We start from the raw sequence: 14,073 nt of genomic DNA, 5'->3' as shown, positions 1-14,073 counted from the left end.
ATCAGATCCACACAGTTTTTATCAGCCATGGCATCCACGATAATCCCACTACACTAAAGCCCCATGGCAATTGGTTTAACAACATATCATACGCCTGCTGTGTTACATACAGCTGCCACTCTTCCTCTTTCCATTCCAGCTTTCCTTCCCTTAACAGGAAGTTGCCACGCAAACCATCGGGCGACGTATTTCCCAATGCGTTCCAGTGAGAGATCACAGCGGCTAACAACTCATTGGCTTCCGTTTTCTCCTCATCCGTAAGCGGTATAAAGCGTCTCACCGCTTCTGCAGGCAGGATGCCACACAATATTTTAGGTAATACCAGATCATACTCAGGAATTTCTTCTTCTCCATATGCCAGGTATCCCAACAACTGCACTGCTCTGTGTTTCGCAGCTTCATCCTTGAACTGCTGTCCCTCTCTGAGTCCCAGTGCATCAAAACAAAAAGACAGGTAAGGGTGCAGCAATATCAGGCCTGCGTTATTAATGTAATAAACTGATCCGGCTGCAGGCGGTTCGGCCGATGTACGCTCTTCATCTGCAGATGAAGACAAAGCCCGCTTCTCCTGAGGATCGGCGTCCTTATTTACAGACCGTTTTGCAGCTGTTGATTCTTCCCTCTCTGCCGCTTCTCTTTTCGCCCTTTCTTCGGCTGCTGCTTTCTCTTTTTCTTTTATGGAGGATGTTTTGTCTTTCGTTACCTCTCCTTCTGCTTTCTCCCTGCGTGTCTTCTCATCCTGGCGCTCCTGCTCACGGCTGGCCCTGGCAGTTGCCTGCTGTTGCTGGTCAGTATTGTCCTTTACAGGATCATCCTGCCGCTCCTGTACACTATCCTCTCTATCCCGCTTTTCTACCTGTTTATGCCGCTCCTCCTGCTGCTGTCTGGTAAACAGCTGTTTTTGCAGGGCGGTGATCTCAGGTACATATTGCATGGCAAGTGTTGTTGCCGTCTGCCGCAATAAAACAGGTGCTTTCACTGTTTCTGTGGTCACCTGCTGCAGAACATATAATAAACAGGGTGCCACATCTTCTTTTGCCTGACTCACCAATTGCTGCATCAGTTGCTGAAGAATTGCTACGTTGCTCATCGTACGTCCAGGTACTATTACCTCCCCGATCAGCCAGATGAGAACGTTCTCATGATAGGTTGTTCTGGCAGGCAATGCAGGAATGATCTCCTGCTGTACTGGCACGATTGCATTAACCACTTCCCGCAGCTGCGGATGATAGATAAACGTTTCCCATTCGCCTGTTAACTGCAACACCTGCCGGTAAGCATCGGCACTATATGCCAGTATCCAGTTCTGAACAAAGGCCGGAGAGAACTGTAACACCAGTCTCCTGATAGCATATGGATGCTCCATGAAAAATACCCTGCACTGTTGCAAAGCATATGTCTCGGAAGATAATACCGTAAGTACACCTGCTTCCCATTCTGAGTGCTGCCATTTCACGGCGGAAGATGGCAGAATACCTCTCTCCAGGAAATATAACCAGCTTTCATAGTATCCCTGTATCAGCGGGATCCTTTGCATACCTCCTTCCAGTGCCAACTCTGCCTGCATACGCTGGGAATGCTTGCGGAGATAACTGATGATCATATCCGGTAGCTCCTTACGCAATGTTTCCAGATCACAGGAACCCAGATCTATTTCCAGTTTATCTATCTGTAATAATGTATCCGGATCTGCCCAGCTGTCCAACAGCGCTGAAAGCATCGGTTCCAGCTCTGTTGTACAACGGGTGCTCAGTGTTCCCTGCAATGCAAAGGCTTCCTCCCTGGAAGGCAGTTGCACTTCCAGCAAAAGTTTTCCGATGGCATGTTGCTGTTCCATTAAGCGATCAATCCTTTATAAGTGTTTACTGTTTTTTCATTCTCTGCAGTAACAATACCGGTGGTATTCCATACCTCCTGCCACTGTGCCAGACCATCCCGCTGTGCGGTGATAGATTCAGCTGCGGTCTTTACCAGTTTTCTGGCTATTGCAGGTACTTTCTCAGGTGATTCAACTATCAGCCTGTCGATATAATAGGCAGTAGCATAAACAAGCATCCTGATCACCTGCGCTTTTTGCGCAGCTTTCAGTTTAGTGAATCCTGTCTGCAATGTTGTCTGCAGCTTCTCATAAGCCACATGCAGTGTCTCAGGTGCTCCACTGGCCAGCAGGAAGGTTTTGGTATCTGCCCAGCGATTATCTTCCGCCAGTGTATCATCTTCCTTCGGCATTTTGTTGACAACGCTGCGGTATCCAAGTATACGTTTATTAAACGCAGTATCAGTATTGACAAGCGATCTCGCATTCGCGTTCGGGTCCGTAGCCGTATCTGTATCCACTGCGGGTTGCTTACTATCCGGCACGTAAGCACTGATTTGAAGCCTTGCAGACGAGTCCTTGCAATCCTGAACATCTTCAAACGTGTACTCTAAAAAGTAAATACCCACCTGCGGCTCATCCACTTTCAAGGTTGCATGTTTTTTGTCTTCTTTCCAGGTAACATCAAAACTTAAAGGATCAATAGGTTCCTGGTTGTCGTTCTGTTGTAAAATGAGGCTGAAGGCGCCGCCATAAGGAGTGGCTTCCAGGCCGATCTCATTTGTGCGGGAGATGTCCCAGTCTACAGTATCCTTACCGTTGCTGGTCAATTTCACATTACCCAGCGGACAGATAGTGATCTCCTTTGAAAACTGGCTTTCCATACCTTCACGGGATGCTGTTAATACAACGGTAAACACTACTCCCCGCTTCCGCTCCAATTCAAATGCTACTACTTCGCTGAGATTTGTAGTGTCCTTATCTGTTATAAACACGCCTTTATAGTCGAACAGTTCCCAATGATAAGCATCTGCCCGCAGCGACTGGTTCTTCAGCGATATCGCGACAGCCTCGCCTCCGGACGTCTCTTCCTGTTTAACAATGCTAAAGCGGGCTACCGGTGGAGACTCCTGGAGTATCAGGTTGATAGCAGGCTTGCTGGAACAACAGATATAAGGCAGGCAGAAATCCGCCACTACTTCATATCCCTCCAGTTCTTTCGCCAGACTGATAGCAGCCGCCTTCTCTTCTTCCTTACTGCTGAGCAGCAGGTTCACCAGCCTTGACTTATCCTCTTCCGAAAGGGAAGCCACATTGGTCTTTGCACATACCAGTACCAGGGTGCCACCTTTAGGTACGCCGCCATTGTGTTCAAGTCCCGGGTGCTGCTCCGCAAAACGGTGAAATAAGAGGCTGCCTGTCAGTTCTCCCTTGCGGCGAACATATTCTTCACACACGGCATAGAGAGACGTTAAATGCGCCCGGCAGCACGTTTTATCTTCATCGTAACAAGTACCTTCCCTGCTGCAGATCTCAGTAAGTTTCTTTTCGAGATCTACAGGCGGCTTGCCAAACAGGGTTACCAGCGCCTCAAACATATCTCCGATATCATTCCGGTCGAACTCGCGTCCGAAGATCACCGTTTCAAAATTATCAGAACAGGTACGTGCACAACGGATGTCATTCACGATCTTCTCCAGCAGGACGGTCAGATCACTGAATTCCGCTGACCTTTCCCGGATTAGCTTATCCATATCTTCATCTTCCCCCAGGTATACCACCTTAACATCAAAAGGCAGGTGCAGATCCCTGCGCAGGTCACTAATAGCATCCTGCGTTACCTGTACCGTTTTACCTGTATGTCCTTTAATGCGGAAAAAGTCATACCCATCCATATTGGCCAGCAGGAACTTCCTGTCCTTTTCGTCAGTAATGCCGGGAATGTTGAAGGTGCGGCGATTGCGGGTCGCTGCTGCATTCCAGCGTGCCGATAGTTCGGATGGATTCTTATAATAGAAAGGAATGGCCCTTTCCGACAATAATTTATTGATACCCGCATCCGGCGTAAAACATACGCCGAAAGAAGGAAAATCCTCATCATCAAAACGTGTATGCGCTCTGTCAGCCAGGTATTTCAGACGTTCCATCAGCAGCCGGGGTTTATCCACTGCATCAATGCCCAGGTCCGCAAAAGGAGGCCTGTAAAGTCCCATACGGTAATTTATCTGATCTGTGCGGATGCTATGCAGCGCTATATATCCACGGAAGCGGTCCTTCTTTGGCATCAGGGACAAATAGCTGAACAGGTCTGTGGCAACAAGCTCCTCATAGGTAGCCACCAGGTCCCTGTAATAATCATACAACCAGGGGAACTCTTTGCCACCGCTGTCTTTAACATCTTTGCGCAGCTTTGCCAGGTTCTCTGCGAGGTTATCGAATGGATTGGCCAGGTCCAGACCGAGTTTTTCCTTCAACAGTTCATACACAGATTTAAAGGCAGCTCCGATCAGTGGTTCTGCAGCCTCACAAACATCGTTAAAGCCATTGCTGACAGCAGACCAGCTGGTAAAGTGCTCGAAGGAGATATGCGGCCCTCCTTCACTCGGCGTATAACCAAAGCGGTTGATGACCGGGTCTTTATCGCCTGCATCTGTAGCATCATTGATAAACCAGGCATCCAGGTCTGACTGCTTGAAGAAGCTTTTGGGAATCAGTGCAGCTTCAACTTCCAGGCTCTTTTTGCTTTCACTGTTCTCATAACCATACAGACAGTTGTCTTCGGTTGATTCATCACTGCGCACAATAAGGACGATCAGGTACGGCGTGGTATCTTTCTCCCTCTCCGGAGAGCCTGGATCAGTGCCCGACAAACGGTAGATAAGCTCATTGTGGTTATCTTCCGCAGTGGTGAGCACCATGACAGTGGCTGTACGATCCAGCACCGGTACGTCAATATCTTTCCCATCCTTTTTGAAGATCCCTTTATAAATGATCTCTTCCTCCAATGAAAAGAGCTGCCCATCCGAAGTCACTGCTGTACCTGGTTTCAGGCTGACAGTACCTGCCGTTGCGTTCACATCTACATCAAGACCATAAAAGATACCTGATCCTTCCAGGTAAGTACGGGTATCCTGGTCCTCCGTCCCTGTAAAAGTGACAATACCAGTCAGGCTGCTGCTCTTCAGCTGCTGCCCCTTTTTGAAAACCGGGTAAGAGGTAGAAAAATCTATTTTCATTTCTGAATAATTTATTTATTTGACATTATCCAAGCATTGCCTCGTCAAGTATGATCAATGGTTTATCATCTCCTCCCTCATCATCATACAGGTATGCAGCCGGATATACATTTTTAAGTTCTCTTAATATTTTATTCAATGCCTGCAGACTATCATCATAATCGCAGCTCTCTTCCCTGGACATTGCACCCAGCCATTGCTTCCAGGCCTTTTCAAACTGCAGCATCTGCTGCGGGCTTATCCAGACAATGTTAAGCCGTATATGCGATGGAGCTTCCCTGCGAAGGGTATCCTCAAAGAATTGCCTGAAGCGGGCCAGCCGGAAACGTTGCGGCCATGCCGGCAAAACAACGGTAGACCAGAAAGAATAGGGATCTGCCAGGAAAGTACGGTCACAGAACGCGGCGTTTTCCTCGTCTATTTCTTCCCCGTCATCACAGCAAAGACATACATCATTGCATACAGGCAGGAGCGCATCTTCCGTTTTGCATACGATCGGGATCACCACCGTACTGACTTTATCTCCGGATGCACTCTCCAGCAGCGTCTTCATTTCCGAACGCACAAACGTCAGATCACTCAGCAGATTGATCATCTCTTCCGTTGCTTCCAGCGAAACTGCAGCAATCTTCTCATCCTTCCTGTACCAGGAAATCGTCATGGTGGAAACCTGTCTGTCAACAAACACTTTATCATCGTCAGCGGCTTTCTTCAACGCATCAGTATAAGCAGTGGCATTTGCAAACACAGATTCACTGATAATACGCAACACATACGGGGTATTCCTCTCCCGCGGAGACCAGTTCAGCTGCAGCTGTAATGCTTCATAAGACTGCTGCTGTCCGCGCGGACGCATCAGGATATGTTCCAGCAGATGCAGCCCTTCAGCGCTGATTACGGTTTCTACATGCTCCATTGCTGCATTACGCGCAGAGATGCTTGTATAAGAAAGCGGATGTTCCGCCTGTATTCCTTCCGGATTGACCAGTGTAATACCAAAAGGACCACAGGCATCTTCGTCCCCACGCTGATAATTACGCAGGTCCAGCAGCAGCCCGGTAGCATCTCCCAGCGCTGTTTTAGCTTCTTCCGGCGTATCATAGACATGTGTTGACTCCCAGATAGTGGTATAGTCGTAACTGATCTTATTGCCCACCAGCAGCTGCTCTATATTGTTGATCTCAAAAGCATACCCTTTACCACTTTCCACAACAGGGAACATCATGGCATTAAAGATGCGGGTAGCGCGGTCATTCTCTATATCTTCACCGCATATCACCTCAGGCGCTACGGCAATGATCTTTCCATCCATATCTTTCAGATAAAGGGTATAGGCGTTCTCACAAGCCGGCATCTGCTCGTAATAATACGAAGCCTCAGACCTCGCCATTTCCAGCAGGTAGACATAGAAATACTGCTCTGCTTTCTCTGCCAGCGCCGGAGAATTATAACGGGTCACCGTCTGCCACATCACCTTATTATCTTTGCCAAACAACTGGTAGTAATACAGCCTGACCGTAGATACCTCCTCTTCGCCTTCTCCTCCTTCCGCTGCAGATTTCCAGAGATTCGCGAAAGAAGGAATTTCCTTATAGCTCATCCACAACTGGGAGAAATTGATCTTTTCCGGTTGATCAAAATACCAATCCAGTACACGCGGGTCTGTATTTCCTTTTTCATCCGGGTTTACAAACCAGCCGTAGAGCCTTCTCTTACAGTAAATATCTGCCTGCAGCTCCATACGTACTTCCTCTCTTCTTTCCATACCCTGGTACCAGCCCGTATGCTGCGCCACGCGATATACATTATCATCCACCATACGGAAAGCATAACGGCAACCGGCAGCATAGTCAGTATAAGGGAAGAAGTTCTTATTGTCAGGATCAAGATTGTCGAGGAATGTCTGTAACCTGTCCCATGCATCCTGTTCACTCACATCTTCTTTTTCTCCCACACACTTCTTTGTCACATGTTGAATGTCCAGCAGCACCTTACCCAGGTTGAGGGTATAATAACAACCTACGGTTTCATTATCCAGGCAGTAGTTCCCGCGGAACAACAGCAGCTGCAGGAACTCCAGCAGATCAGCCATAGCTGCATCCGGATCGGGATAAGTGTGAATGCTCTCCCACTCGTAGGTATTTGTTTTTGTATTGTAGATATGGAATGCGAAGGATCCATCCTCTTTACGGTATATACCATGCCTGCGCGCAAATTGCCGCCTTGCCTGGATCGCAGCCGTATAAGCCTCATAACTGCCTGGTGTGATCTTAGCCACGGCCAGGGGCTGCCCCTTATCATCATTCAGATAAAGATCTTCCGTAGCGGCTGTCCAGGCACTGTAATTTTCAATCGACAGTGAACGCTGTAACAGATCCCAGCTCTCAGTCTGAAATGCTGCGATGGCAGCATCTGCTGTAGCATAAGCGGTGATACTCTGCCAGAGCAGGAGGTCATTGCGGCGTAACTGGTAGTAATACCGGCCATTCTCTCCCGTCACTACAGATGTACCTTTCTCCAATACTGTGTATCCCGGCAGCTTGCGATGATAACGTTGCAGTAATGCAAGGACAGTCTGTGTTCTTTCTGCGGCGGAATCAAACTGCGGACAATAACGTGCTATACGGTAATCACGATCCCATAAACGATAGCCGATCACGGCATTTTTACCACCGCTCTGATACAGGTCCGTGCGCACATCTTCTTCCTTTGCATATGACGTTAACAGGTTCAGTTTAAATCCGGCCCATTTCGCAAGCCTTTTACCTGCTTCTTCTCCTTCGAACTCGCTATCATACAGGTGAGGATGCACCGCTACTTTGTTATCTCCATCCAGGAGATAAACACGGTAACCGCCTTCTTCCTTGAACACCTTGTAGTTACTTACTGTAGGCGCCAGTTTATCAAGTATATATGTCAATGCATCTTCTGCCTCTTTCTGCTCCGGCTTCTCATCCAGACCTTCCAGCGCAGTTTCAGGATGCCAGCAACAACAGGACAGCCATTGCCAGCTGTAACGCCAGGCGCCTGTAAGCTTCACTTCAGTCACTGTCTGACCATGGTCCTGCAGGAAGCGGAGCGTACGCTCTATTGCTGCGTCCCTGGCCTCTGTAGTGGTATATTCGAATGGATGTACCGCCAGTACATCTTTTTTGTCGCTAATGATCTTAAAACTGTAAGTACAGGCTTCGAGGCATGTCTTTATGTAGTATAACCGCTGCTTACCAAACTTCACCGTGTTATAAAAAGCAGTACGTACCTCGTCATAACTGTTATAGAAATGCGGTTCCTGTAACAACAGACCTTCACTATCGCTGATCTTAAAATAATAACGATACAGGGTCCTGGCAGACCATCCGGTGCTTTCCTGTAAAGCAGTCACCTGCTGACGCAGCAATAGCAGTACGGCATCTCTTTCCTCTCCTGAAGAATACCATTTGCCTTGTTTGGCAAAAGGCGCTCCGTCTTTCGTAAAAGCGAGATAACCATATCCGCTTCCAGGCCACTGATCTGCCTGTACATCTTCTGCTTTTGCAGTCAGTACCCAACCAAGGAAAGCAGTTGCGGCAGCCTCCTGGCTATCCCATACAGGAATGCTCTGCAACAGGGGAGTACTGCTCTTTTCATCTTCCCAGAGGAATCCGTAAGCATTTACCGCGTCGCCTTTCTCCACCCAAAGTGAATCCTGTGCTGCTTTTATCAATATTCTTTCCAGCAACTTCGCAGCAGTGGCATGATCGCTTGTTTCAGGACTTTCTGCGAGTAATTGTCCGGCATCATCATGCACCTGCACCACATACCGGCAATTATCCAATGTATAAATAGTTACCCGCTGCGGATCACTGGCATGACGGATGACGTTGCGGGTTGCCTGTGCCACGGCTGCTCCGTCAGGAACAGGGCGGGCTGTGCTCAGCAGGATCTCAGGCAGGCCTGCCTGACATTCAAGATCTTTAAAATGATAGATAGCAGCAGATACAGTAGTTACTGCACCGCTTACCGTCAGCCACAGACGGCTGAACAGGTTCACATATTTATCCCGTGCCAGCCGTGCAGCATCTCCCGTAGGGAAATCAGACATATGCACAGACATCACGGTAATGCCCTGCGTGCCCTCTTCTTCACCAGCCTCCTTACGGACCACCTCCAGATCAAAGCGGCCGCCTCCCCTGTGTACTACAAGGTAGTTATCTACATTGGCAGCCAGTTCTACAAACTGCACAAAAGCCACGGGCAGTTGCGCTTTATCTTTAAAAGGGATCATACCCTGCCATACAGGCTGCCCCTCATTGGTCATCAGCCAGTTGTACAACTCAGACGCTTCACGCTGGTATACCAGGTAATGCTTACGGAAGTACTCCTGCAGTTCTTTCATCTTCTGCTGCGCAGCTTCCTCCGTGCCATATGCCTGCGGATGATACGCGATCTGTACATTGTTATGCACAATAACGATCCTGTAATTACCCGCAGCCATCTCTGGTTCTATTTCCCAGGCATTGTCATCCTGTAATATCTCCAGGCAGTCATATCCGTGTGAAAGAGCTATTTCGTTTGTTTCAAAACCTTGTTTGCTTTTCAGCAGTGTCTTACCGTAATCGTCCGGCAACAGGAAATGGTATCCTTCCTGTGTTTGCGGGTACACCTTGTACTGTCCATTATCGTTGAAGAATTGCACGAACCATTCCATTACCGCGTCTCTTTCTTCTTCGGTCGTATACTCAAAAGAATACTTGGCAGCAATCCATTCATCCGCAGTCAGCGGAGACTGTATATAGAAACCAAACACGCCTTCTCCCGGACATCCGTAAGGTCTGTAATTTGCCTTTACTTTACCAAGCGCCAGGAAATCTTTGAAGACGCGGTCAATATTTTCTTTACTGTGCAGGCTCTCACTTACAAATAAAGGAGTGGTCTGACCAGGGATGGTACAAAAGAAACTTGTCTGTTTTTCAGCATTAACAAGATCAAAATTATTCAGTGAGGCGGAAGGAGATTGCCGTATCCCCATCAGCCCAGCCACTCTCTTTTCCAGTCCACATACCGGAAAACCTTCATCAGGATGCTTATAATCAAATGCGAGGGCGCGGTTGGCGCTGGTCTCGGGGTAAGCAGACAGGAACGCTGCCTTGTCTGCAATATTACGTGCAGGGTCATTCTTCTTACCACTCAGATTATACATCATCAGTGCATAATCAGTAAAGTCTTCAGAAAACCTTGCCAGCAGATGATTCAGGAACCGCTCCTTTCTTTCATTGTATTGATCTGAAGTTTCGTACAATGCAGTGAGCATTTCTGTATCTCCCGCATCATTATACACCAGGTCGAAACTGTAAATATCATCCTTACGGTTGTTGTTACGGCTGTAACTGCCAGAGAGCGTAGCCAGGAATACTACATCCAGTGCGGCCTGCTCTGCTGCTATTCTTGTACTGAAGGAAACAGTGCTTTCCAGCAATACATTATTAGCAGCATCTGTCAGCTGAAAGTACCAGTTACTGTCATCTTCCCTTTGCTGTATAACACGTATTACACTATTGTTGGTGCACTCGCTGATAATACGGCGGATCATTTCATCACGCAGGTACATAGAGCTGTACACCTTACGCTCAGTACCGGAAGCATCCGGCTCATACGCCAGCTGCATACCGTTATACGAAGTGCCCGTTGTATTCTGCGGCAGCTGTTTCTTATAACGCAACAGGGATGGCAGCTGTGGAATACCGCTGATATCAGCCGGGAAATAAGTATGCTCACCTCCTTCTGGTGCAGGGCGCAGTGAGAACAGCTTCCGTATACTTGACAACTGAGAAAAATAGTCAGCCAGTAACCTGTCGAAGAACAAGAGATAAGCCTGCAGCTGTAATGCCTGCGCCTTCCTGGCGGCAGTTGCATCGCCCGGCACCTCGTTCTTACCGATCAGGTAAACCTTCGGAAATTCATACTGAACGGAAGTATATTGCGCGAGGTCTAACTGACGGCCCTTTGGCACAACAGTGTCCAGCGCTTCCCTTTGCTTGGGGAATTTATTATAGTCGGAAATAGTTTTCTTATATCGTTGGTTTACGACTTCCTTATTTGCATTAAACGGCAGTTTATTGCGGAAGAAGATCACGTTAGAAGTCTCGGGAGACAATACAGGACGATGGTCCTTTGTCAGGTGTAGGCACCATTCTTCCCCTTCCTGTTTGATAGGATTACCATTTATATCTGTCATGGCATACCCGTCTTCATCTGAGCTGCTCATCAGCAGGCGGGTTACACCTGCCACACCGGGCACCTTCATGATAATACGGTAAAGATCTGAAGCATGCAGCTCCGTCATCCTTTCCAGACCTTCCAGTTCCTGCACATCGATGAAACCATTCTGTTGTAACGGTTCATCTTTGATAAAATCATAAGGACGTCCCTCGAAGATCTCTTCCATGCTTCTGCCCTTATCCAGCAGCTGTTGCAGACTGTAGAAAACAGGCGCGGGCGACAGGAAATCCTGTATGCTGCTGTAAATATTCAACAGCACGTCATCGGGATCATAATTCGCCGCCAGTTCAATATGCAGACAAAGACTGATAGGCTCTTTCTCCAGCACTACAATATCAGGAAAGTCTTCACAGAGATTACGATGTGCATGCAGACGTGTGTCTATCTCCGATAATACGGTGTCCATAGGGAACACGTCATTGCCGCAGGCATCCTTCTCATAAGCTGCAGCATACACATCATCGGGTTCGATGTATACACGATATAGTCCTTTCAGGGGTATGGATGAAAGGCCTTCTGACAGCCGGGTATTATCAAGATCGCCGGTATTGCAGTCGTAGGTCAGGGAGTAAGCCTCTTCTGTTTCCGTCTCGTTGATGGGCGACAACCACGCATTACGTACGCCTTTGATATCGATGAGCATGCGGCGGATATCTGCAATGGTCAGGGGATTATTTCCCAGGATCTGTGCAGCGGTATAAAAGTTATCTTCCCCGGCCCCTGCAGAAGCGGCAACGAGGTCTTTAAAAGAAAGTTTGGTACGATAGTCCAGATCCGTCAGCACGTAACACAGGGCCTCCAGCATCGTGATGCCGGGATCGTGCAGGTTGTGGTCTGTCCATATCTTGCCTGAAAGATCCGCAACATGCTGAATGCCCAGTTTGCGCAGCGTGGCGAAGTCCAGGTATTCCGGGAACCCGCTGTCTTTATCTGTAGTTATATATTTGAGATCAGGCATTTTAAGATAGTGCTTATCGGCCCGCCGCAGCGGGCTCCGTGTTTGTAGCCCCCGGTGCGAACCAGGGATGGTATAATGTATCGGTGATCAGGACCTGTTTATTTACCTTCCAGGGCTTCCAGGCGTTTCTGCAATGCAGCGATCGTTTCCTGCTGTTCCTGTATAGCCTTGGTCAATACTGCTACCATATTGGCATATGCCAGCGTCTGGGTGCCATCGCCGTCCGTATTCACCAGCTCAGGGAAGAACTCTTCCACCTGGTGTGGCAGGAAGCCTATCTGTGCTTCAGCCGGAGGACAATTCGCCTTCTGGTTGAAAGTGAAAGTAACGGGGTTCAGTTTCTTCACCTTGTCGATCACATTGCCCAGTTTCACAGGATTGCTCACCTTACGTACATCTGTATCCAGGTAAAGACCAAAGGCACGCGCCTTGCCCTTTACGTTCAGGTCAAAGCCCGTTGGTGTGAGGCCGCCAATGATAGTCTTACCTTCTGCGGAGATCGTCACAAGATCATCGCCCTGGTTTATTTCCAGTTCATTGCCATTGCCATACTCACCGCCTTTCTTAAACACAAAGCCTTTTGAAGCATCTGTGAGAAATGCGCCCCAGTCATTGTCCGCACCCAGCAGCATGTAATTGCGCTTTTCATTGTTAGGGCGGTTATTGATGATACTGAAACCCGGATTGGTATTGTCGAGACACATCAGGAAAGCACCCGCACTATTGGCTTTGGTGATCTCCACATTCGTAACAGGCGTTTCTGTTCCGATACCCACACGGCCATCCTGTTTGATGGATACCAGTGTTTCGCATGCTGGTTTGCCAATATTCTTCAGATAGTTTTTGCTTTCTTCCAATCCCTTGCGGAAATAAAAACCATCCTGTGCATTAGTGGTGAAACTGGATACTCGCTCGTCCAGCGTTACATTCAGGTAGTTCTGATAATTATACTCTGCTTTATGGATCCAGACTGCCTGTGGCACTACTGCCTGTACAGGATTCAGTAACAAACGGGCAGACCCCTGGTTATAGATGTCAACACCCGCTTCAGGAGCAGTAGTGCCAATACCTACAGCGGCGCCGGCATCAGGTGTAGTGATAAACACCGGCTTTGCAGACGTTACCTCTTTAGGTACATTCTCTTCTCCATCTGAAGGTACCGGTGGCGGTACTATAGAGGTGAAGAGGAATCCTTCAGTATTAGTCGTAAAGACAGCTTTATCATCCGCCAGTTTTTCAGACAATGATTGTGTACTGTCACCAGCGGCATGCTGGATCACGAATTCAGGCGACTGTGCATTATCAGGGCTGAAGAGGAAATCCGCCTTCAGCTCATCCACGTGGATATGCACCCTTGCTTTAGGATCTTCAGTACCCATGCCTATCTTGCCAAACACTTTGGCATACATGATAATGGGCACTTTATCTTCATTGCGGATGATCTCCCAATCTTCATCGGAAGCATCTATATCCAGCATTTTCCAGTTGGTACAATCTATTTCCGGATTATCTGTGGAGCAGTGTCCTTTGCTTTTATCTGCTTTTGTATTATCACCGGTACTTCCTTCACAGCCGCAAGGCTTATCGCCTGCGGGGGTACAGGTATACAACGCATTGTTGTAGATCACTACATCGCCTTCGTAATAGCAGATACCAGCCGCCCATTTGCCGAAAAAAGCATCATCCCTTCTTACCAGCGTAGAGTCTATCAGGTTAAAGAAATCCTGCGAGGTGGGTATAGCGCCGGTCTTAAATTGTGCTTTCAGCGCTGCTCTGGTTGTTATAGACATGGGAGTATCTTTTAG

Annotated in this window: 4 protein-coding genes; all 4 read right to left on the bottom strand. The window is 48.1% G+C overall.

Annotation, left to right across the window (positions count from 1 at the left end):
• Nucleotide 1 precedes the first annotated feature (1 nt).
• Complete coding sequence (locus tag F3I09_RS20170) at nt 2-1,837, bottom strand: contractile injection system tape measure protein (protein WP_149696847.1); 1,836 nt, start codon at nt 1,835-1,837, stop codon at nt 2-4.
• Nucleotides 1,837-5,052: a hypothetical protein gene (locus F3I09_RS20165; protein ID WP_149696846.1), complete on the bottom strand. Its 3,216-nt coding sequence runs from the start codon at nt 5,050-5,052 to the stop codon at nt 1,837-1,839. Before F3I09_RS20165 ends, F3I09_RS20170 begins: the two co-directional genes overlap by 1 nt.
• A gap of 25 nt (nt 5,053-5,077) precedes the next feature.
• Nucleotides 5,078-12,268, bottom strand: coding sequence for a hypothetical protein (locus F3I09_RS20160; RefSeq protein ID WP_149696845.1), 7,191 nt, complete (start codon nt 12,266-12,268; stop codon nt 5,078-5,080).
• A 98-nt stretch (nt 12,269-12,366) separates the two neighbouring features.
• On the bottom strand, nt 12,367-14,058 hold the full coding sequence (locus F3I09_RS20155) for a tail fiber domain-containing protein (protein WP_149696844.1): 1,692 nt from the start codon (nt 14,056-14,058) through the stop codon (nt 12,367-12,369).
• Between the last annotated feature and the right edge of the window lie 15 nt (nt 14,059-14,073).

Origin of the sequence: Chitinophaga sp. CF418, assembly GCF_900142925.1 — a bacterium.
Classification (GTDB): Bacteria; Bacteroidota; Bacteroidia; order Chitinophagales; family Chitinophagaceae; genus Chitinophaga.
Note: the sequence above shows the minus strand (reverse complement) of the source record. Positions and strands in the feature narration are given on the sequence as shown.